This window comes from Caulobacter sp. UC70_42, from assembly GCF_044056025.1.
Taxonomy (GTDB): domain Bacteria; phylum Pseudomonadota; class Alphaproteobacteria; order Caulobacterales; family Caulobacteraceae; genus Caulobacter.
Genome location: NZ_CP171994.1, coordinates 922,165 through 943,977 on the forward strand (window position 1 = coordinate 922,165; position 21,813 = coordinate 943,977).

At 65.2% G+C, this 21,813-nt stretch carries 17 protein-coding genes and 2 pseudogenes; 12 read left to right on the plus strand and 7 right to left on the minus strand.

Annotation, left to right across the window (positions count from 1 at the left end; all coding sequences use genetic code 11):
- Positions 1-130: 130 nt before the first annotated feature.
- Together ACHMW8_RS04750 and ACHMW8_RS04755 are read right to left on the minus strand one after the other, a co-directional pair.
- A complete protein-coding gene (locus ACHMW8_RS04750) occupies positions 131-1,333 on the minus strand; it encodes an MFS transporter (RefSeq protein ID WP_395444903.1) in 1,203 nt (400 codons plus the stop codon).
- A gap of 176 nt (positions 1,334-1,509) precedes the next feature.
- Positions 1,510-2,969 (minus strand): annotated as a pseudogene (locus ACHMW8_RS04755) (catalase).
- A 573-nt stretch (positions 2,970-3,542) separates the two neighbouring features.
- Between ACHMW8_RS04755 and ACHMW8_RS04760 the strand changes: the two are divergent.
- A protein-coding gene (locus ACHMW8_RS04760; RefSeq protein ID WP_395443854.1) for an IS3 family transposase occupies positions 3,543-4,714 on the plus strand; the annotation gives its coding sequence in 2 pieces (ribosomal slippage) (positions 3,543-3,816 and positions 3,816-4,714; 1,173 coding nt in all).
- Here ACHMW8_RS04760 and ACHMW8_RS04765 read toward each other — a convergent pair.
- Together ACHMW8_RS04765 and ACHMW8_RS04770 are read right to left on the minus strand one after the other, a co-directional pair.
- Entirely contained in the window at positions 4,711-5,031 is a 321-nt protein-coding gene (locus tag ACHMW8_RS04765; RefSeq protein ID WP_395444904.1) for a hypothetical protein, read from the minus strand. The two genes, ACHMW8_RS04760 and ACHMW8_RS04765, sit on opposite strands and share 4 nt — an antisense overlap.
- A 489-nt stretch (positions 5,032-5,520) precedes the next feature.
- Positions 5,521-6,783, minus strand: coding sequence for a recombinase family protein (locus tag ACHMW8_RS04770; protein ID WP_395444905.1), 1,263 nt, complete (start codon positions 6,781-6,783; stop codon positions 5,521-5,523).
- A 665-nt stretch (positions 6,784-7,448) separates the two neighbouring features.
- Here ACHMW8_RS04770 and ACHMW8_RS04775 point away from each other — a divergent pair.
- From ACHMW8_RS04775 to ACHMW8_RS04790, 4 genes and pseudogenes are all read left to right on the plus strand, one after another.
- Entirely contained in the window at positions 7,449-7,862 is a 414-nt protein-coding gene (locus tag ACHMW8_RS04775; protein ID WP_395444906.1) for a hypothetical protein, read from the plus strand.
- 174 nt (positions 7,863-8,036) lie between these two features.
- Positions 8,037-8,597 (plus strand): hypothetical protein, encoded by a 561-nt coding sequence (locus ACHMW8_RS04780; RefSeq protein WP_395444907.1) that lies wholly within the window; start codon positions 8,037-8,039, stop codon positions 8,595-8,597.
- A complete protein-coding gene (locus ACHMW8_RS04785; RefSeq protein WP_395444908.1) occupies positions 8,495-9,043 on the plus strand; it encodes a site-specific integrase in 549 nt (182 codons plus the stop codon). The genes ACHMW8_RS04780 and ACHMW8_RS04785 overlap by 103 nt, the downstream gene beginning before the upstream one ends.
- 299 nt (positions 9,044-9,342) lie before the next feature.
- A pseudogene (locus tag ACHMW8_RS04790) lies at positions 9,343-9,573 on the plus strand (integrase); the annotation flags it as partial.
- A 955-nt stretch (positions 9,574-10,528) separates the two neighbouring features.
- Here the strand turns inward: ACHMW8_RS04790 and ACHMW8_RS04795 are convergent.
- Positions 10,529-11,476 carry a hypothetical protein gene (locus ACHMW8_RS04795; RefSeq protein WP_395444909.1) on the minus strand — a complete coding sequence of 316 codons (948 nt, stop codon included), beginning with the start codon at positions 11,474-11,476 and terminating at the stop codon, positions 10,529-10,531.
- A gap of 97 nt (positions 11,477-11,573) precedes the next feature.
- Here ACHMW8_RS04795 and ACHMW8_RS04800 point away from each other — a divergent pair, with 97 nt between their 5' ends.
- The 7 genes from ACHMW8_RS04800 to ACHMW8_RS04830 all read left to right on the plus strand — a co-directional run bounded on the left by ACHMW8_RS04800 (position 11,574) and on the right by ACHMW8_RS04830 (position 19,259).
- The gene (locus ACHMW8_RS04800) at positions 11,574-11,804 is read left to right on the plus strand and encodes a helix-turn-helix domain-containing protein (protein WP_395444910.1); all 231 of its coding nucleotides are present in this window, start codon (positions 11,574-11,576) and stop codon (positions 11,802-11,804) included.
- Positions 11,805-12,266: 462 nt separating this feature from the next.
- On the plus strand, positions 12,267-13,133 hold the full coding sequence (gene tnpA / locus ACHMW8_RS04805) for an IS66 family insertion sequence element accessory protein TnpA (RefSeq protein ID WP_062095314.1): 867 nt from the start codon (positions 12,267-12,269) through the stop codon (positions 13,131-13,133).
- Positions 13,130-13,483, plus strand: a complete 354-nt coding sequence (gene tnpB / locus ACHMW8_RS04810; RefSeq protein ID WP_062095312.1) for an IS66 family insertion sequence element accessory protein TnpB — start codon at positions 13,130-13,132, stop codon at positions 13,481-13,483. The genes tnpA and tnpB overlap by 4 nt, the downstream gene beginning before the upstream one ends.
- 72 nt (positions 13,484-13,555) lie before the next feature.
- Positions 13,556-15,082 (plus strand): IS66 family transposase, encoded by a 1,527-nt coding sequence (gene tnpC, locus ACHMW8_RS04815; protein ID WP_062095310.1) that lies wholly within the window; start codon positions 13,556-13,558, stop codon positions 15,080-15,082.
- A gap of 228 nt (positions 15,083-15,310) precedes the next feature.
- The gene (locus ACHMW8_RS04820; protein ID WP_395444911.1) at positions 15,311-17,038 is read left to right on the plus strand and encodes a class I SAM-dependent DNA methyltransferase; all 1,728 of its coding nucleotides are present in this window, start codon (positions 15,311-15,313) and stop codon (positions 17,036-17,038) included.
- An 8-nt stretch (positions 17,039-17,046) separates the two neighbouring features.
- Complete coding sequence (locus ACHMW8_RS04825) at positions 17,047-18,108, plus strand: BsuBI/PstI family type II restriction endonuclease (RefSeq protein ID WP_395444912.1); 1,062 nt, start codon at positions 17,047-17,049, stop codon at positions 18,106-18,108.
- 92 nt (positions 18,109-18,200) lie between these two features.
- The gene (locus tag ACHMW8_RS04830; protein ID WP_395444913.1) at positions 18,201-19,259 is read left to right on the plus strand and encodes an ATP-dependent nuclease; all 1,059 of its coding nucleotides are present in this window, start codon (positions 18,201-18,203) and stop codon (positions 19,257-19,259) included.
- 163 nt (positions 19,260-19,422) lie between these two features.
- Here ACHMW8_RS04830 and istB read toward each other — a convergent pair whose 3' ends face one another.
- Complete coding sequence (istB, locus tag ACHMW8_RS04835) at positions 19,423-20,151, minus strand: IS21-like element helper ATPase IstB (protein WP_395444914.1); 729 nt, start codon at positions 20,149-20,151, stop codon at positions 19,423-19,425.
- Positions 20,138-21,652 carry an IS21 family transposase gene (istA, locus tag ACHMW8_RS04840; RefSeq protein ID WP_395444915.1) on the minus strand — a complete coding sequence of 505 codons (1,515 nt, stop codon included), beginning with the start codon at positions 21,650-21,652 and terminating at the stop codon, positions 20,138-20,140. The genes istB and istA overlap by 14 nt, the downstream gene beginning before the upstream one ends.
- Positions 21,653-21,813: the final 161 nt, after the last annotated feature.

The following is a 21,813-nucleotide window of genomic DNA, read 5'->3' on the forward strand; positions in this document are numbered from 1 at the left end:
CCCAAGCAACCCTGTCGGCTCGTCCGCTCCGCGATCGTCGCGCAGCAGCAACCGCTCGGGCGGCCAGATGAGCCGACGCCGCAGCGCCTCTTTGACGGACCGATGGAAGTACCGGCGGCCTGTCGCCACCCTAGACGGCTTTGGCCGCGGGCGTCGTGCGGGAGAAGTTGAGACCCTGAAGGGCGGTGGCGATAGCGCCCAAGGAAAGGCCCAGGAGCGTCACGGCCAACCAGCCGCCTGATTTCCAAGCCGCCGAAGCGGCCGCCGAACCGAAGGCGCCGCCAAGGAACATGGAGCCCATCAAGACGGTGTTGAGACGCGCGCGCGCCTCGGGCTGCAGGGTGAAGGCGATGTGCTGGTTGGAAACCAGGGCCGACTGCATGGCGAAGTCCAGAACGATGACGCCAACGACCAGCCCCACCAGCGACGTCCAAAGGCCGAAGATCAGCCAGGAGACCAGGATCAGGCCGGCGGCCAGGATGACGATCGGCTTGGGGCCACGCTTGTCGGCGAACCGCCCGGCCAGAGGCGCGGCGAAGATGCCCACCGCGCCGACGACGCCGAACAGGCCCGCCACGTCCGCTCCCAGGCGGTAGGCCGGCGACTGCAGACGAAAGGCCAGGATCGTCCAGAAGGCGGTAAAGGCTGCGAAGATCAGGCCTTGAGTGACCGCCGCCAGACGCAGGGCGGGGAACGCTCGCCACAGGCCGATGATCGAACGCAGCAGTTCGCCATAGCTCAGCCTGGAGTCGGGCGCCACGCGCGGCAGGGTGGCGTACATGAGCGCGCCGGCGATCATCGCCATCGGTACGCCAAGCCAGAACATCTCGCGCCATCCGGCGTGGGTGGCCACAAAGCCGGCGAGCGTCCGGCTCAGCAAAATCCCCGTCAGTATGCCCGAGAGCACGGTCCCGACGGTGGCCCCGCGCCTGTCGGGCGAAGACAGGTGGGCTGCCAGCGGCACGATCTGCTGGGCCACCGTCGCGGTCAAACCCACCGCGAGCGAGGCGATCACGACCAGAACCGCGCTGGGGGAGATCGCCGCAAGAGCAAGCGCGACGGCCAAGACCATGAACTGGACCCCGATCTGCCGCCGGCGATCGATGATGTCGCCCAGCGGAACCAGCAGGAAGAGGCCCACGGCATAGCCGAGTTGAGTGGCGGTCGGGATCAGGCCCGCGAGCGGGCCGGGCAGGTCCTGCTCGATCAAGCCGAGCATGGGCTGGTTGTAGTAGATGTTGGCCACCGCGACGCCGGCGGCGGCGGACATGCACAGGGCCATCAGGCCCGAGAGACCGGTCTTGGCGGGGGGCGGTGCGGGGTCGGTGGACATGACGGGGTCCTAAAGGCGCGTTTTCGTCGGCAGGGCGCCGAGCCAGGCTGAAGATGTTGTCGCGGGCCATGCGAGCCGATGCTCGGCAGGGAGTGGGCCGTCCTTCGTGACGGGGGGCGTTGAAGGACGGCCCGCGGGTCCGGCAAGCTGCGGTGGGCCGGACCCGAATTGATCGGCTATTCGGCCGCCACGGCCGGCGACGACAGGCGCGCCAGCGCTTCGGCCACACCCTCGCCATAGGCCGGGTCGGCCTTGCGGCAGTTGGCGACGTGGCGACGCTGGATGTCCGTCGAAGCCCCGCCGATGGCGCGGGCGGTGTTGTCGAACAGAACCTGGCGCTGGTCCGCGCTCATCAGGCGGAAGAGATCGCCTGGTTGCTGGTAGTGGTCGTCGTCGAGACGATGGTCCCAGTGCGCCGCGGCGCCGTCGATAGGGAGGGGAGGCTCGGCCAGATCCGGGCGGTCCATCCACTCGCCGCGGCTGTTGGGCCAGTAGGTCGGGGTGGCCCCCAGGTTGCCGTCGGTGCGCATCGCGCCATCGCGATGATAGCTCTGGAACGGGCACTTGGGCGCGTTGACCGGAATGAGGTTGTGGTTGACCCCCAGGCGATAGCGATGGGCGTCTCCATACGAGAAGAGCCGCGCCTGCAGCATCTTGTCGGGTGAAAACCCTATGCCCGGCACGATATTGGCCGGCGTGAACGCCGCCTGCTCGACCTCGGCGAAGACGTTATCCGGATTGCGGTTGAGCTCCAGTTCGCCGACCTCGATCAGCGGAAACTCGCCCTTCGGCCAGACCTTGGTCAAGTCGAACGGATTGAAACGAAAGGCCCGCGCCTGTGCGTCGGTCATCACCTGAACCGACATCGTCCAGCGGGGATAGTCGCCGCGCTCGATCGCCTCGAAGAGATCGCGCTGGCTGCTTTCACGGTCCTTGCCGACCAGGATTTCGGCTTGCTGGTCCGTCAGGTTTTCGATGCCCTGGCGGCAGCGGAAATGGAATTTGACCCAGATGCGCTCGTTCTGCTCGTCGATGAAGCTGTAGGTGTGGCTGCCGAAGCCGTGCATGTGACGGTAGCCGCGCGGAAGGCCGCGCTCGCTCATCAGGATGGTGACCTGATGCAGCGCCTCCGGAAGAAGCGTCCAGAAGTCCCAGTTGTTTTGGGCGCTGCGCATGCCGGTGCGCGGATCGCGCTTGACCGCATGGTTGAGGTCCGGAAAGCGAAGCGGATCGCGGAAGAAGAACACCGGCGTGTTGTTGCCCACCAGGTCCCAGTTGCCCTCCTCGGTGTAGAACTTCAGGGCGAAGCCGCGAATGTCGCGCTCGGCGTCGGCCGCGCCGCGCTCGCCGGCCACGGTCGAGAACCGGGCGAACACCGGCGTCTTCTTCCGATCTCCGAGAAGAGCTTGGCCTTCGTGAAGCCGGAGATGTCGCCGGTGACGGTGAACACACCGTAGGCGCCCGAGCCCTTGGCGTGCATGCGCCGCTCGGGGATCACCTCACGGTCGAAGTGGGCCAGCTTTTCCAGCAGCCAGATGTCCTGCAGCAGAGCAGGTCCGCGCGGGCCTGCCGTTTCGATATTGACGTTGTCGGCGACCGGCGCGCCGTTGGCGCGGGTGAAGCGGGCGTCGGACATGAGGGGCTCCAGCGTTCAAGTTCGACGCGAGCTTCACGATATCGGCAGCCGAGAGATTGAACGGCGTGGCGACAATTTGGTCCAAATGTCAGGGCTGTCCCGCCCGGACGGAAAGCGCTCGTCCCCTCGCCTCTTCAGCGAAGGGCCATCGAATGGCGCGCCGCCACGCGGACCAGAAAGGCGCCGAAGCTCCGCCACTGAGCTGACCGGAAGCTGCGAAAGATCGCTTGAATTCACTGACCCCGGTCTAAACGGCCGACCACAACGGGCCGAGCTCGCGAGAAAACCGCAAGCGTTTGATTTAATGCGGGAAAATGGCGCGCAGAATCGAATGACGAGGAGAGCTACGCCTACGCCGCCGCCCTCTAGAGCACGAATTGCCGTGCTCGCCGGGGCTCCGAGCATGGGTTGCGACTTCAAGGAGCCCCTGACAGCTCGTTCGCGAGCATTATCAGGTCACAGCCATGACTCTCTCCACCACCGAAGCGATGCCGGCCTTCCTCACCACGGTTGATCCTCCCTCGCTTGAGTGGACACCCATGCTAGCTTTTCGGAGCTGGAGAGGAGTGTCTGATGAGCGTGAAGCGTCGGGTCTTTCCGGAGACCTTCAAACGAGAAGCGGTTGACCGTGTCGCCAGCAGCGGCCTGTCGGCCGGCATGGTGGCCCGGGAGTTGGGCCTGCACGAGACGGTCCTGCGACGATGGATGATGCAGTACGGGACGCAGGTGATGGGGCCGGCGCGGCGCGCCCACACGCAAGCGCCGGCCCCGTCGCCGTCTGATCTGGCCGCCGAGAACGCCCGCCTGCGTCGCGAGAACGACCATCTGCGGATGGAGCGCGACATCCTAAAAAAAGCCGCGCTCATCTTCGGAGCGGCCTCCCGATGAAGTTCGGGTTCGTCGATGAGCACCGCGGCGCCTGGCCGGTTCGGGTGATGTGTCGGGTCCTGGGTCTGTCGGCCAGCGGCTACTATGCCTGGCGCGTCAGGCCCGAGAGCCGGCGGGCGGCGGCCAATCGCGCGCTGACCGAGGACATCCGCCTGATCCATGCCGAGAGCTGTGGGACCTATGGTTCGCCGCGCGTCCACGCCGTCCTGCGCGGTCATGGGCGCCGCGTTGGGCGCTCGCGGGTCGAGCGGTTGATGCGCCGGGCGGGCTTGCGCGGCCTGGCCGCGTTGCCTCGCCGTACCCGCACCACCGACAGCCGCCATGGCTATCCGATCGCGCCCAACAGGCTCGCCCGCAACTTCCAGGCGGCGGCTCCAGGCCAGGTCTGGCTGGCCGATCTCACCTACATCCCGACTGGCGAAGGCTGGCTCTACCTGGCCGGCGTCCTCGACATGCACACCCGCAAACTCGTCGGCTGGTCGATGCGCGACACCCTGCACACCCAGATCGCCCTGGAAGCCCTGACCATGGCCATCGCACGCCAAAAGCCCGCGCCCGGCCTCATCCATCATTCGGATCGCGGCATTCAATATGCCGCCGAGGCCTATCGCTCGGCCCTGGCCCAAGCCGGCATCACCCCCTCCATGAGCCGCAAGGGCGACTGCTGGGATAACGCCCCGATGGAGAGCTTCTTCCACACCCTCAAGACCGAGCGCGTCCATCATCGGATCTACGCCACCCGCGCCGAGGCCCGGCGCGATCTGTTCGGCTATATCGAGGGCTTCTACAATTCCCGTCGCCTGCACTCGGCTCTAGGCTATATCAGCCCCGCCGAGGCCGAACGTAGAGCGGCTTAACCCCGTCCACTCTCTCGGGGGAAGATCAAGGAGTCGAGAACCGCGAGTTCTTCCTGCAAGCTGGTTTTTGGAAAGAAGACGAATAGCAACACTGCGGCAACCAGCGCCGCAAGCACCGCTGCCGCCAGATTGTCGATGACGCTGACAATAAATGTCCGGAACGACTCTGTCGCCCCCCCGAGCCACAGGCGCACTAGGACGAGCACCGTAAACAGGAGGCAGAGAATGGCCGCATAGACGGCCACGGAGCGCCAATGCAATTCGAACGGCTTCCAGGCGCGCCTAGTCGATAGAAGAATATCACCGCCAATGCTCATCGCGTCCTCGCTGCTGGGCGCGTTGCATCGCGCGCCATGCACGTGATTGGGGGCGACCATTGATAGTCAAGCTTGAATTATCACTACCCTGACCTGCCTACACGCGGCGTAGTGCTCGTTCCGATCTGATGCGAGTGGCGACTGGATGCTCGCCCTCACGGTCCGGGGCTCGCCAACCTGCGCAACTCGCGCCAGTGATCTCCCGTCCAATGCAGGGTGGCGCCAAGAGCCGCCCTCGGGACCGCGCGCCAGACTTCGGACATTCGGTCGCCCTGGGGCTGCCGACGAAGGACCCTTTTACGGACGTCTTCTGGGTGAACAGGTTGGATCGCCCCCTAACGACGACGGCTGCGCGACGCGAGGTCGGCCGCGGCTTGGCACCCCATCCAAGCTCGACCTTGGCAACATGGCAGAACCCTGCGATCAACTAGTCGGCGTGCGTTTGGCGCGGCGCTCGCCCGGCGCGAGGCAAAGCTTACATGAAGAGAGTCAGGTCTGGTCGGGAGGCAAGGGATGGCGTCGCTCGATTTCGATAGCGAGAAGACCGCGTTCGAAAAGTATTACAATGACAACTTGGGCCAGCTTCAGAGCGCCAAAGAGACGTTCCTGACGCTTATCCGGTCGATAGTCGGCGATGCAAGCGTCGATGATCTCGGGCTTGAGGAGATGGTCCCGCAGACCATTCAACACCGCCTGCTCGAGATCCTCGCGCTTTACGCGGCGTTTATTGGAGCAGGTCCCACGCTTGGCGTGACCCAAGCAGCCGATCCGCTTGTTCAGCAGCACGCTCGAACCACCGCACACGCCGCAGACGGTCTTGCGGGTGAAGAGGTAGTCCGGCGCGCGGTATTCGCCGAAGTGGCCATTGGACCGCTCCTCCAGCCGAGCCTGAACCTGCTCGAACAAGACGTCGTCGATGATCCTGAGGTCGGGCCGCTCGGAAACGATCCGATCAGCCGCAGAGGTCGCCTTGACCTTAACCTTGCCGCTCCGCGCATTGCGCTTGCGGCTCGTACGCCCCCACTCGAATTCGCCAGCGTAGGTCTTGTTCCGCAGGATGCCGCTGGCGATCGCCTTGGTGCCGGTCAGCGCGCCAGGGTTCCGAACACCGTTACGCGGACCAGGAACGCCTTCGGCATTTAGAATCCTGCAGATGTCGATGGTGCTCATCCCGGCTGCGTAACTCTTGAAGATCCGCCGCACGATCCGAGCCTCCGCCTCATCGATGACGCGGTGGCCATTCTTGCCGTCGGGCAAGAACGCCTTCTTGTAACCGTAGGCGACGGAGCCGGAGATACGTCCGCTCCTCACGGTCCCTTCCTGGCCCCGCCTCGTTTTTTGAGCGAGCTGCTTGACGTATTGGCTGTTCTGAACAGCCTTGAACGCCAGTTCCATCTCGGACACCAGACCCGAACTCACCGTACACACGGTGATGTCGAGATCGTCCAGCTCCTGGAACAGGCTGTGGGTATCGGCGGCGTTACGGCTAAGGCGGTCGACGTCCTCGACAACCACCACGGTGAACTCGCCGCGCTCGGCCGCGGCCATCATCTCGAAGAAGCCGTCACGCCCGACCAGCGTTGTGCCGCTACGTTCCGCATCGTGATAGGCGGCGACAACCTCCCATTCGTGTCGTTCCGCATAGGCGCGGCAAATGGCGACCTGGTCCTCGATCGACTTGAAGGTCTGCATATTGGTCGAGTAGCGGGCGTAGATGGCGATGCTCGAGCCCGCGGGCGGAAGAGCGTTCATCCCCGTCTCCCAGCGCGATCGACGCCGCCGTAAACGGCCTGCGCATCAAGACGGGCGCACAGCCGCGCGATCGAGAGCGCCAGCGGCAGCACAAGACGATCCGTCTCGCTGAACGTAGCCGAGCGTTCAAGCTCAGAGGCGGCACGCCTCCGCGCTTCGATCAGACCTTCGAAGGATCGGTCCCGATCCGCCGTCGGCTGAGGGACTCCCTCCCCGTCGCGGAAATCTCCATTCCTACACCTCTCTAATCATCTGAATCCGCTGAGCCGGGATCAGGACCCGTCCTGAGCAGTCGCCCGTCGCGCCACTAGCAAGGTCGCTAACCTCAGAGCGCCCGATCAGGGCGCGCTCGCGCCGAAGCAGCTCGGCCACGTGTTCGAGGCACTCAGCCTCGACAGCCAGGCGGACGAATCCGCCGCTCATTAAATTGATTTCTAATTCCATCGCCGCTTCAAAAGCAAAAAATCGGAACTTCGTCAAATCTCGCCCAGAATAGCTGAACGTCGTGATTCACGACTATTTTCACTTATCTGGCGATGATGATTTCGAACCACGCCATATGAGGCGATTTTCGGATTTTTTACTTTACCAAATCCGGAGACGACCCTATCGGCGATTCTCAACGCACTCATCAGGTGCCGATTCTGACGCCCGAAGGCCGAGCCATGCCGCTCTCCGAACACACACCGCCGCCCAAGGCCCGATCGCGCAGCCGCCCGCCGGCGCGGCCCGACTCCGTCATCGTCAACCGCGCCGAGGATCACGCTGCGGGCGATACCCGCACGTTGATCGGCGGCATCCCCGAAGCCTGGCCCGCGCTGCTGACGCGCGAGCAGGTCTGCGCCTACGTCGGCATGTCCGCCGACAGCATGGCGCGCACCTGCCCGGTCGCTCCCGTGGCCTTGGGCGTGAAGCTTCTGCGTTGCGCGCCGGAAGGACATCGACGCCTGGATCGAGGGCCTGCCGAGCCGCCTGCTGCGGCACGGCCGTGGCGCTTCGGACGACACCGCCCCGATCGCTCCGCAGCCCACCAAATTGGCTGGCGAGGAGCGTCGGAACGACGCCTTGGCGCGCGCTAGCCAGCGCGCCCTCAAGCGCGGAGGCGCGCGGCGATGAACGACACGCCCATACCCTTCGTGCAGCGGGTCAGGTCGGCGACCGGTATCAAGCTCTACTTTCGGCGCGGCTCGTTCCGGCGGCCGTTGAACAGCCCGGACAACTCGCAAGCCCTTCGCGACGAGGTCGCCGCCATCGTGGCGGAACTGGACAAGATCGAGCGCGCCAAGATCCCGTCGGCCGGCACGCTCGGCGGCGTCCTCCACGCCTACAACCGCTCGCAAGAGTTCCTGAGCTTGGCGCGGTCCACCCAGTCCGGCTACCAGCGCTGCATCGACGAGATAACCGAGGATGCGGGCGACATCCTCCTGATCGACATCGACATGGCGTTCGTGAACGGCCTCAAGGACGCATGGGCCAAGCGCGGGCATCGCGTGGCCAACATCAACATGCAGGTCCTGAAGAACGCGCTGCGGCCGGCGATCATCGACGAGCGTCTCAAGGCCGACCCGTTCACCCACGTGAAGAAGGTCCGGCGTCCGCACGGCGCGCCGGAGAAGAATCCGATCTGGGAGGAGCACGAGGTCGCCGCCGTCATCGAGCTGGCGCTGGCGCGGAAGATGCCGGGCCTCGCCCGCGCCGTGGCGCTCGGCCGGTGGGGCGGTTTCGTCGCGGGACGATTTGCCGCCTACCCGTTGCAGCGCGCGTTCAGGGACACGACGCCGATGGGCATCCGCAACGGCGGCTCTACTGGCTGACCGAGAAGCGGCGCGTCCAGTGCGACAAGCCGGAAGACGCCCGCCTCACCGCCCTTCTCAACTCCACGCCCGATCGCGGGCCGATCCTCGCCTACAATCGGCGCGGCGACCGGTTCCAGGAGCGCGCCCTCAACCAGGCCGTCGACCGACTGATCGAGCGCCTGGCCGAGGCCGGCGAGGTCAGGCCGAACCTGACCCTCCATGGCCTGCGGCACACGCGCGGCGTCGAGCTGGCGATCGCCGGCGCCAGCGATTCCGAGATCATGAGCCAGCTCGAGCACACATCGACGCGCGCCGCCGAGATCTACCGCCGGCAGGCCAATCGCCGGAATCTGGCGGATTCCGCCCGAGACCAAGATCGATGCGGCGCGTCGGAAGCAGGAGGCCCGGAAGGCGAAGACGTAAGGGAGAACGGCCGCGAAAACGCGCCAAAACCGGGATTGTAAATCCCGGTGTAAATCGCCTGTAAATTCAGGGACCAATCACAGCCCACTCGGGCCTAAGTGATTGAAGAAAATGGCGCGCCCGGAACGATTCGAACGTCCGACCCTCAGAATTCGTAGCCGGCGGGGTCGGACATGCCGCCAGTTTCCCGCTGATAGCTTTTCTTTCTCGCGGATTCCCTAACCCATTGCCGTAGCTTGATAAAATCAAACCGAAGGCCACTCTGGAAACATCCCGGATGGTTTTGGCCGCGTGTGCAACCACCGTCCTAACCACCGTCCTAGCGTTCCGGATGCGTTCCATGGGCCGTTCCCGTTCCGATCCCCTTCGCCTGGCTTTGACGGATCGCTCCGTCGCCGCCCTGCCCTTCTCGGGCGGCGGCCAGTACATCGCCCGAGACGAGAGCCTTCCCGGCTTCTTCGTCATGGTGGGCGCGCGGAGCAAGACCTACTATGCCCAGGGCGACCTCTGGCAGGGCTCCCGGCGCCGGAGCGTCAAGGTCCGCATCGGCGGCGTCGAGGATATCAGCGCGCGCGAAGCCCGCGCCGAGGCCAAGGCCCAGCTGGCCGCCATCGCCAAGGGCAAGCCGCCCGAGGGCTCGGTCGCCGCGCCCAAGCCCGACACCGGCCCGACGCTCCGGGAAGCCTGGGCGCGCTATCGGGATGTCCATATGGAACGGCGCGGCCGGAGCGCGGCCACCATCGCCAGCTACAAGGACCACGTGGAGCGGATGCTCCGCGACTGGCTGGACCTGCCGTTGATGACCCTGGGCGAGAACCCCAGAATGGTCGCCGACCGGCACGACAAGATGAGCCAGGCGCACGGCCCCTACGCCGCCAACGGCGCGATGCGGACCTTGCGCGCGGTTTACAACCACGCCCGCAAAACCTGCCGCGCCCTGTCCGCCGACAATCCGACCTTCGGCGTCGACTGGAATGTCGAGCGGCGTCGCGACACCGCAATGCGGCGCCAGCGATCTGCCGCGCTGGTTCACGGAAGCCGGCCGGCTGCGTCACCCGATCCGCCGCGAGTTCCACCTCTTCCTGTTGCTGTCGGGAAGCCGGCCCGGCGCCCTGCTGGAAGCCAAGGTCGAGCACGTGAACTTCGGCAAGCGGCTGCTGCGGATTCCCAACCCGAAGGGCGGGCCTTCCAGGGCCTTCGACATTCCGCTGTCTCGTCCGATGATGCGGTGCCTGGTGCGGGCCATGCGCGCCAGCCGGCTGATGCACCCCAAGGAAGCCCGGACCTGGATCTTCGCGGCCAACAGCGGTGTGGGCCACCTGGTCGAGCACGACGAGAAGCGCGAGACCCTCTTCAAGTGGGGAAACGATCTGCGCCAGAGCTATCGGACCCTCGGGCAGGCTTGCGGCCTCTCCGAGATCGACATGCACCTGATGATGAACCACTCGATCCCGGGCGTGAACGCCGGCTACATCACCCGCGCCAAGCTGCTGGGCGACCACCTGCTGACCGCGCAGGAGAACCTCTCACGGTTCATCATCGACATGGGGCGAGTGCGTCGGCGTAACGAGCTGCCGCCCGAGCGGGCCTGGCCGCTTCTCCCTAGCCGAAAGATTGGCGATCCCGTCCTTGACCCCACCCCGCCCGATCCGCGTGTTGGCAAAAGCTATGGCGGTCGCCCAAAGGGCGGCGGAGGTCCGCGCCCGCCGGCGCCCGCCTCGCCCGCGCTCCGCGTTCGAGGACGATTGGGACATTGATATTCGGCGGCGACTGTCGGCGGCGGGTTTGCGGTAAGCCGGCGATTTCGTCAGCGTGGAGGGGGACCGCCCAGCCTGGCGATGCGATCCGCGCACGGCAAGAAGCCCGGAAGGTCGCGAAGTCAGAAGAACCCGGCGGTAGACGCCGGGTGACTTCGTCAGCTTTTCGGGGAGGCTGAGCGGCACATACGGCGCTCCGCAACCTGGGCAGATCGCCTTGTCGAAGAACTTCATGACCCGGCGCAAGAGCGGGCCTGTGGGGCCGGTGTCGCGTGCATCGATCGTGGCCGCGACGACCAAGAGGCTGGCGACCTCATGGATGTTCTTGGGCGCCATCTTCGCGACGGCGTTGAAGTGACCCTTCTGGTCGTTCCAGAGGTCGTTGAGCTGCACCTCAATGGCGGCCATCTCCGGCCCCATGGGCAGGCCTCGGCGCTGGTGATCGCTCAAGCGGAAATAGTCGTAGTCAGAGGCCGCCACGATCTCCAACGCGGCCCAGCGGCGCGCTAGCGCATCGGCCTCGAACTCAGCGGCGAGCCATTGGGCGCAGCGGCCGACCAGGCTGTCCTTAGCCGGCGGCGCGCTCTCTAGCGCCGTACAGACCAGTGGAGCGGCTGACGTCGCGCCTAGCAGGGTGCGGCGGGAAATGGCGGTCGGATCGGCTTTGTCTTCGGACATGATGGGGCTCCCGGCGCAAGCGCTCGGTCCGATCCGCACGCAGATCGGTGGAGTTTGAGAACAGTGTACGCAATACTTCGCACACAGACTCCACGGAGTCAATACCACGTATGAAATTCTTGTTACGGAGACCCAAATGCTGACGCCAATGCAGATCCGATTGGCTCGGACGGCGCTCGGTCTGGGTGTTCGTGAACTAGCGGCGGCGGCAGGTATTTCGCCGTCCACGGTACAGCGTTTTGAGTCCGGCATAGGCGGAATGCAGACCCGGACGCTAGACGGCCTTCAGAAGGTGCTGGAGGAGAGCGGGATCATTTTCATCTACGCCGACGACACCGCAGGCCCAGGTATACGCCTCAGAAAGTAGAGGCCAGCCGAGGCTGGCGGGAGCCAGGACCGGACACGGTCGGGGCTCGCCCTGGAGCGCTTGGAGAGCCTCTTGCCGGGCGGGCTGGTGAGGGTCAAGGGCGGCTTCGCCGTCGCTCCGCGATGGCGCCGGAGGCGCCACCCTTGACGCTCATCAGCCCGTCCGGCCCTTGCTCCGCCAAGCGCTCCAGGGCGGGAACCGGCGAGTGAGAAGACGCCCAAAAAGGACGAAGGTCCCCGTCAAGGCATTGAAATTATGGACGAAGCCTGTTGGTGAGGAACCTCGGGGTTCAGGCAGGTTCCTGTAAAAGCCCAACACCATCAATGACATGGGACCGCCAGGTCCCTGTCCTTTTATCTAGCCCTAGGTTTTTGAGGATTGTTTGCGTTCGGTTGTTGCACTCTTGTTCTCCTTCCATGAGACGAACCATGTCGGGCTCCTGATGATCGAGGGAGGTCGGCCGTGGCGTCGAAGCGCTACCAAAACCGAGGACTGCGGACCTACTGGGCGGTCCACATCGAGGCCTGGCGGCTGAGCGGTCTGTCGCGCGCGGCGTACTGCGGCGAGCACCAGCTCAAACCCGGCGTCTTCAGCAGTTGGCTGAAGAAGATCGGTGACGCCGACGCCTTGCAGCACAAGCCTTCGAGCAAGCGAAAGCCTCCGCCGCGACGCTCCGCCAGCGAGGTCCGCAACAGGGCCGTGCAGGCGTTCTGGGCCATGCACGTCGAGGCCCAACTGTGGAGCGGACTGAGCGCCGCAGAGTACGCCAGCGCCCATCGACTGACACCGTCGTCGCTGCGTCAGTGGCGTCAACGCCTGGACGAAGACCCCCTTGGGATCGATTGGCGAGAGCTCGTTCATCCCAGCGCCCGCCCGTATGTGGGCCCCAGACGAAGCACTAGTGCTAAGGCCCGGACGCCGGAATCCGGCTTGACGGGCGCGACCAGGACCGTCCGCGACGGTGATGGTCGGAGTAGCCGCCGGACGTTCAACGACGAGCAAAGGCGCGCCATCGTCGCCGAGACACAGGCGCCCGGCGCCACGGTCAGCGCGGTGGCCAGGAAGCACGGCGTGGTCACCAGCATGGTGTTCCGGTGGCGCGCCCAGATGGGCCTTGGCCAGGACCAGCGCGCCCGGCTGGCTCGCGTTCGCCTGGTTGGCGAAGGCCTCAAGGCAGCGGGCCAGGCGCCCACGGCGGGCATCCCCTTGCCCATTCCCGAAGGCGCGGTGGCGGTCGATCTTGGCGACGGACGCCGGGTCTTCGCGCCGCCCGGGAGCGATCCGGACGAGGTCCGACGGTACGTGGCCCAGCGGGAGGCGGCGCGATGATGATCATCCCCTCCGGCGTGAAGGTGCATCTGGCGCTGGGTCAAACCGATATGCGCAAGGGCTTCGACGGCCTGTCGATGCTGGTGCAAGACCTGCTGAAGGAAGACCCGTTCTCGGGCCACTTGTTCGCCTTCCGGGGACGAAAGGCCGACACCATCAAGCTGCTCTACTGGGACGGAACGGGGCTGTGCCTGTTCACCAAGCGACTGCAACGCGGGCGCTTCATCTGGCCCCATATCACCACGCCAGGCGGCTGCGTCGTGCTCACGCCCGCACAACTGGCCATGCTGATCGAAGGCATCGACTGGCGGTTCCCAGAGCGCACCTGGAGGCCCGCCATCGCCGGCTGAAACCACGCCAAAACCCCTGTCAAATAAGGGGAAAGTGCTTGGTCGCGGACTCCGAAAATAGTAGAATCGGGCATGCGGCTGGATCTCGAAAACCTGCCTACCGACACGGCCTTGCTGCATCAGTTGGTGCGCGAAATGGCTGGCTTCGTCGGTGAGCGGGACGGCGAGATCGAGCGGCTCAAAGCCATCATCAAGCAGCTCCAGCGCGCCCAGTTTGGCCGCCGGTCCGAGCGCCTGGACGCCGATCAACTGGCGCTGGCCCTGGAGGATGTCGAGACCGATCTGGCCGCCGCCGAAGCGCGCCGGCCCGACATCCTGCCGGCGCCCGCGAGGGCTCAGCCCAAGCGCAAATCGCTCCCCGACCACCTGCCGCGCGAAGACCGGTTGATCGATATCGCCAGCCCGGTCTGCGCCTGCGGTGGCGCGCTGCACAGCATCGGCGAGAGCGTCAGCGAGATGCTGGACTGGGTCCCCGCGCAGATGCGGGTGATCCGGATCGTGCGCCCCAAGTATGCCTGCCGGGCCTGCGCCACGGTGGTCCAGGCGCCGGCGCCGGAGCGACCGATCGACGGCGGCCTGGCCACGCCAGCGTTGCTGGCCCAGGTGCTGGTCAGCAAATACTGCGACCACACCCCGCTCTATCGGCAGTCCAAGATCTTTGCTCGGCATGGCGTGGATCTGGAACGCTCGACACTGGCCGGCTGGGTCGGCGGAGCCTGTTGGTGGCTGCAAGCCCTGCACGACAGGCTGGCCGAAAACCTGTTCGCCAGCGGCCATCTGTTCGCCGACGATACGCCGATCCCGGTGCTGGATCCTGGCCGGGGCCGGACCAAAACCGGGCGCCTCTGGGCCTACACCCGTGATGATCGACCCTGGGGCGGACCCGAGCCGCCGGGCACGGTCTATGTCTATGCGCCGGACCGAAAGGGCGAGCGCCCGGCCGCCCATCTGGGCCGGTTCAAGGGCGTTCTCCAGGTCGATGGCTATGCCGGCTTCGAACCGCTGACGGCGTCCGGGGACGTCAAGCTGGCGGCCTGTTGGGCGCACACTCGGCGCAAGTTCTATGAGATCGCCGAGTCCACCAAGGCGCCCGTGGCCGTCGAGGCGTTGCGCCGGATCGGCGAGCTCTACGCCATCGAAGCCCAGGTGCGCGGCCAGTCGGCGGCGCTGCGACGGGCGGCGCGTCAGGAGTCTTCCCGTCCGTTGGTCGATGCCCTGCACGCCTGGTTCGAACGTCAGCTCACCCGCGTGCCGCCGCGCGGCGCCCTGGCCGAGGCCATTCGCTACGCCCTGGGCCGCTGGGACGCCCTCAGCCTGTTCCTCACCGATGGCCGCATCGACCTCGACAACAACCCCGTCGAGCGCGCGATCCGGCCTATCGCCCTGGGCCGCAAGAACCACCTGTTCGCCGGCTCGGACGGCGGCGGCGACCGCTGGGCCGTGGTCGGATCGCTGATCGAGACCGCCAAGATGAACGGCGTCGAGCCCTTCGCCTACCTGCGCGATGTGCTCGAGCGCATGGTCGACGGCCACCCCGTCAACCGCCTCGACGAGCTGCTGCCCTGGGCCTGGAAGAGCGGAAATCACGTCAACACCTGACCGACGTGCAGCGGCCGGACGCTTACTGAGGATTGCCCAATCCCAAATCCGTCTTGTTAGCGGCATCCTCCCTACTCGCGTCCGTGTTTGACGTCGGCATCTTGCAACAAGCGAAGAACGGTCGGAGAACGGGTTATCGTTTCGCCGGCTACGACGGAGTGTGAGGGGTGCTTTTGGCGCGTGCGAAACCCATAGCGATCGTTAGCGAAGGCCCCGTCCTCGCCGACCTTGACGCTGTGCGATTGGAGCTGGGACGCGCTCGCCAGCTCGCACGCGCCTGGGCCGAAAACGGTTCCGGAAGCCCGCCGCATCGACCACGCCGCGCTCTTCGCGCGCGCCGCGATGGTCGCCTTCGCCAACCAAACCGAGCCCGGCCTTGAGCCCAGCGCCCCGCTGGCGACGCCGCATGGCTCGCTGGATGCCGCCGCCAAGGGGCTAGCAGTAAGCATCGGGGCACTCGCCGCCAGTTTGCCGCTGCTGGAAGGGGCGCACTCGATAACCGGCCTCTACACCACCCTGCTCCCCGATCATCAGCGTGGAGCGTTGGGCGCGTTCTACACACCGCCGGCCTTGGCCGAGCGTTTGCTCGATATGGCGAGCGAGGCGGGCGTTGATTGGCGCACCGTCAAGATACTCGATCCGGCCTGCGGCGGCGGTGCCTTCCTTCTACCGGCTGCCAAGCGCGTCATCGATGCGTTGGGCAACTGTGCGCCCGCCCTGGCCCTCAAGCAGATCGGCTCCCGGCTTCTGGGCCTTGAGCTTGACCCCTATGCGGCCGACCTTGCTCAAACCGCGCTCGAAGTCCTCCTCGCAGGCCTCGCCCAGCGCGCAGGCAAGCCAATCCCCAGGCTGGTCCGCATCGTCGACACACTTGAGGAGCCACCAAAAGCGAAGTTCGATCTCGTGATCGGCAATCCGCCTTATGGTCGTATCGGCCTGACACCCGAGCAACGCCAGCGCTTCGCCCGCAGCCTCTATGGTCACGCCAATCTCTATGGCGTCTTCACCGACATCGCCTTGCGGTGGACGCGTCCCGGCGGATTGATCGCCTATCTGACACCGACGAGCTTCCTAGCGGGCCAATACTTCTCCGCGCTTCGTGGTCTGCTGGCGGATGAAGCTCCCCCTATCGCCTTCGATTTCGTTCATGCCCGCAGCGGTGTCTTCGAGGACGTTCTGCAGGAGACGCTACTGGCGGTCTACCAGCGCGGGGCAGAACCTGGCCGCGCACAGGTCCACTATCTTACTGTCTCCAACGAGCGCGAGGCCGAGGTTCGCCGCAACGGCACCGTGGGCCTTCCTAAAAATCCGCGCTCGCCTTGGATGGCGCCGCGCGAGCCTGAGCACAGCGCGTTGATTGCGCATGTCGAAGCCATGAGCTCGCGCCTGAGCGACCTCGGCTATCAGGTCTCGACCGGTCCTCTGGTCTGGAACCGCTTCAAGGATCAGTTGCGCCGCCACAAGATCAAGGGCGCTCTTCCGCTTATTTGGGCTGAAGCGGTGACGTCGGATGGTCGCTTCGTTTTCCGCGCAGATCGGCGCAATCACGAGCCCTACTTCAAGCTTGAGCCTCGTGACGGGTGGCTGCGCGTGGATAAGCCTTGCGTCCTGCTCCAGCGCACGACCGCCAAGGAACAGTCGCGTCGCCTGATCTGCGCTGAATTGCCTTCGGCCTTTATCGCCGAACATGGCGGCGTAGTCGTCGAGAACCATCTCAATATGATCTTGCCCGTAGGCCGCCCTCGCGTTTCGGCGGGCGTCATCGCAGCCTTGCTGAGCAGCCCGATCGTTGACCAAGTCTTCCGTTGCATCAGCGGAAGTGTCGCCGTCTCGGCCTTCGAGCTCGAAGCTTTGCCGTTGCCATCGGCTGCATCCCTGGGAGAGATTGAAAAGCTGGTGGTGCAGGGCGCGGCCAAACCCAAGATCGATGCGGCTATCGCCGCCCTCTACAGTTAGGCCCGAACGTGACTGACCTGCCTGCACTCCTGAACCGTGACCAAGTCCGTGAGCGGTTGCTGGAGATCTTCCCCGTTGGCACGGCCTATCGCATTGACACCACCAACCTGACAGCGGCCTCGACCGTGTTCGTAGCGCTTTACATCGGCGCGATCGAAGGTGGGGATCAGTTGCTCGGCCCTAAGCACGTCTACCGCATGACCGAGGAACAGGCCGCGCTCACCGACCCGGACGCGCGCACGGCCTACATCGCGGCGATCCGTAGTCCGAAGGGCGAAATCAAAGGCTCCCGCTGGTATGCCGACAATACGCGCGAAGGCATCCGCGATGACACTCTGCGCGAGGGGCTGGTTGCGATCGGCGCCGTCGTCGCCCGCGGTGACATCCCAACCACATCGAGCAAACCTCGCTACGCGCTGACCGCCTCTTTTGCGGCGCTCTTCGATCCGGCCCTCGCCGGCGATGCTCTTTCGCAAGCAATCGCCGACTGGCAGGCCGCCTCGCTCAGCAAAGGCGCTCTGGCGCGCCTGGCCATCAACCTCCAAGGGGCCGGCAAGTCCGGCGACAAGGTGATCGTCACGTTCCCGAATGGCGAAACACGGCTTTTGAAGCCCGGCCCCAGCTCGGAGCTGACAAAGGCCGTCGTGGAGGTTTTCGCGCCGCGCTTCCTTGCTGAGCCCGCCGTGTTGTCGATCAGCGAGAGCGCCACCAAGGTCATCGCGCGGGACGATGCCCTAGCCAAGTCGATCGGACTCAACATTCAGGTCGACAAGAATTTGCCGGACGCCATTTTGGCGGACCTCGGGCCGGCGCACCCCCTGCTGATCTTCGTCGAAGTCGTCGCGAGCGATGGCCCGGTCAGTGAGCGGCGAAAAGCCGATCTCCTTAAGCTGGTCGACGACGCCGGCTTTCCGAAAGAACACGTCGCCTTCATCACGGCCTATCTCGACCGTAGCGCCGCACCCTTTAAAAAGAACGTCAATACGCTGGCCTGGGGCAGCTACGCTTGGTTTGCGTCAGAGCCCGACGGGCTCCTGGAACTGACGACGACCCGCAGGACGATCGGCTGACGCAAAGACAGGCGACGCAGCAGAGGCGATGCAAGCAGTGGTCGTGCGCTTAGCTCTCTGCTAGAAATACGCGCATTACGCTGGGGGGCACCGTGAAAGTAACATCCGTCGCCATCGAGAATTTTCGCGGCATCCGCTCAGCAAAGATATATCTGCCAGATCACGCCGTTCTCACTGGCGACAATAATACCGGCAAATCGACGGTCTTGGAGGCGATCGATCTCGCACTCGGACCTGACAGATTGAGCCGACGACCTCCCGTTGACGAGCACGACTTCTACCAAGGCCTGTACTTATCAACATCCGGCGCGGACCTCGCCGAGGGCGAGGAGCTGCCTGAGGCGCCGAAGATCGTGATCGAGGTTACGATCAGCGATCTATCACCTGAGCAGGAAGCACGCTTTGGTGAAAGCGTTGAGTGGTTGGACATCAGCACCGGAAATTTTTACGAGGCACCGCAACCGACCGGAGTTGACGCGGCGAATATCAAATCAGCAATCCGCGTCACTTTCGTGGGTGCCTATGACCCCGATGAGGACGACTTCACCGGCAATACCTACTTCTCGCGTAGCTTAAGTGAAGCCGACACGCCCGTGCCGTTTTCGAAGAAGGACAAACAGCACTGCGGCTTTCTTTTCCTGCGGTCTATTCGAACTGGTTCCCGCGCACTCAGTCTTGAACATGGCAGCCTCCTCGACATCATTTTGCGTCTGAAAGAGATCCGGCCGCAAATGTGGGAAGGGACTATTGGCACGCTGGCGGCATTCGACGTCGCAAGCGATCCCACAATCGGCATCTCCGGCGTTCTCGACAGCATCGACAAGTCGCTGAAGAAATACGTTCCCCGCGAATGGGGAGTTAAGCCGCACCTCAAGGTATCGACGCTCACCCGCGAGCATCTTCGCAAGGTCGTAACCGCTTTTATCGCTACAGGTAATGGCGATCACGCTGCACCATTCTTCCGACAGGGAACGGGCACGATCAACATGTTGGTGCTCGCGATGTTGTCTCAAATCGCTGAGGACAAGCAGAACGTTATTTTCGCGATGGAGGAGGTCGAAACGGCGATCCCGCCCTACGCGCAGAAGCGGATCGTCCACGAGCTTCGTAAACTAGCTTCGCAGTCCCTTTTGACTGTCAAACGGCGTTGAAAATTGACCCCCTATCGGCGTCCAAAATTGACCCCTCTGTTGGTTGTCCTGGGCTGGCGGCGAGGCGCGTAGCCATCAGCTAGCGCAGCGCGTCGCCGCCGGGTGAGCCGCGTGAGATTCAGCTGCCCGGAGGGGGTCTGGGGGAGGTTGAATAGATTGTGGATCAAGCCCTGGTCTTGAGACGCCAGCTGTCGTTTCCGGTCTCGACGATGTCGCAGTGATGGGTCAGGCGGTCGAGGAGCGCCGTGGTCATCTTGGCGTCGCCGAAGACGGTGGGCCATTCGCCGAAGGTCAGGTTGGTGGTGATGATCACCGAGGTGCGCTCGTAGAGCTTGCTGATCAGATGGAAAAGGCGCTGGCCGCCGGACTGGGCGAAGGGCAGATAGCCCAGCTCGTCGAGGACGACGAGATCCAGGCGCGAGAGCTGGGCGGCCAGAGCGCCGGAGCGGCCCTGGCGGGCTTCCTCCTCGAGCCGGTTCACCAGATCGACGGTGTTGAAGTAGCGCCCGCGCGCCCCGGCCCGCACCACATTGGCGGTGATGGCGATGGCCAGGTGGGTCTTGCCGGTGCCCGTTCCGCCGATCAGGACGATGTTGCGGTGATCGGCCAGGAATGAGCCGCCATGCAGGGCGCGCACGAGGCTCTCGTTGATGGGCGAGCCCTCGAAGTTGAAGCGCGCCAGGTCCTTCATCGCCGGCAGCTTGGCGGCGGTGATCCGATATCGGATGGAGGCGGCCTGACGATGGGCAGCCTCGGCCTTCACCAGATCGGCCAGGATCTCCATGGCGGTGCGCTTGCGCTGCAGGCCCGTGGTGACGGCGTCGTCGAAGGCGCCGGCCATGCCCTTGAGGCCCAGCTCGCCCAGGGCCTGGATCATCTCATGCCGCTGCACGGGAGCCTCGCAGCAGGTCGTAGCGCGCGCAGTCGGCGATGGGCGGATGGCTCAGGGCCAGAGCCTGGGAAGTGGTGATCGCCTCGGGGCGGGGCGGTTCGCGCCGGCGGGCCAGGATGTTGAGGATTACCTCGTCGCTGGCGACGCCGGCGTCGAGCGCCTCCTGGACGGCCTGGTCGACAGCGTCGAGCCCATCGTCCAGCACCGCCGCCAGCACCCGTACGAAGCGCCGATCGGCCTCGTCGCCCGAGCCCAGCCGCTTGCGCAGCCGATTGAAGGCGGGCGGCAGCGCCCATTCCTGGAAAGGCGCGCCGTTGCGCAGCGCTCCGGGCTTGCGGGCCAGGACGGGCAGATAGTGCCAGGGATCATAGACGGTGTGGTCACGGCCAAAGCCGCGCGGGTGATCGGCCACCACCTCGCCGTCGCACAGCACCAGGATCCGGTCGGCGTAGGCGCGGATCTGGACGGCCCGACGCGCGGCCTTGGCCTGCACCGAGTAGCGGTTGCGGTCGAAGGTGATCAGGCAGGTGGCCTGGGCGACGGCCTCGATCTGGTGGAAGCCGTCAAAAGGGCCGGCGAAGGGCGCTAGGAACGGCCGCTCAGCCTCGTAGACGTCCCAGACAACGCGGTCTCGGTGCTCGGGATGGCGATCATTGCGCGCCCGGCGCACGCACTCGGCCTCCAGCCAGCCGTTGAGCTCCTCCAGGCTATGGAAGCGCAGGCGCGGCTTGAAGATGTTGTCACGGGCGTAGCCGACCTGGTTCTCCACCTGGCCCTTCTCCCAGCCCGAGGCCGGCGTGCAGGCCACCGGCTCGATCAGGTAGTGCGAGCACATCTGCTCGAAGCGCCGGTTGAAGCGGCGGGTCTTGCCGGTGAACACCGCTTCAACGGCGGTCTTCATGTTGTCGTAGATGCCTCGCCGCGTGACGCCCCCGAACGCCTGGAAGGCCCGGGCGTGAGCATCGAACACCATCTCCTGGGTCTCGCGCGGATAGGCTCGGATGTAGAACCGGCGGCTATGGCAGAGCCGCACGTGCGCCACCTTCACCGTCAGCGGCGTGCCGCCGATCTCGACCTGCTCGTGGCTCCAGTCGAACTGGTAGGCGTCGCCCGGCGCAAAGCTCAACGGCACGAAGGCCTCAACCGGAGAGCTCACGCCCCGGCGTTGGACCGACCAGCGTCCTGCATAGCGCCGCACCGCGTCGTAACCGCCGTCATAGCCCTCCCGGCTGAGCAGATCGGTGATCCGCATCAGCGTCAGCCGATCCTTGCGCGCCCCTGACGCATTGGCCTCCAGCAGCGCCTCCAGCCGCTCGATGAACGGACCTAGCTTCGGGTGCGGCTGCTCGCGCCGCTCGTACTCCGGCGCCGTATCACCCGACCGCAGGATCTTGCGCACCGTGTTGCGCGCCAGGCCCATCTCCCGCGCGATCGTCTTGACGCCCTTGCCCCGCGCGAAGTGCTCGCGCCGGATCTTCGCCACCGTCTCCACTACCAACATCCCCGTCTCGATCCGCGGCTACACAAGCCGCCGATCTGGCCATCAAAGCCTCAAGGACAGGGGGTCATTTTTGGACGCCGATATCCCCGAGATGGGGGTCATTTTTGCAAGCCGAAAACACATTTACCTGTCGCAAGGCCAGTCGCTTCGCCCGTTACGCT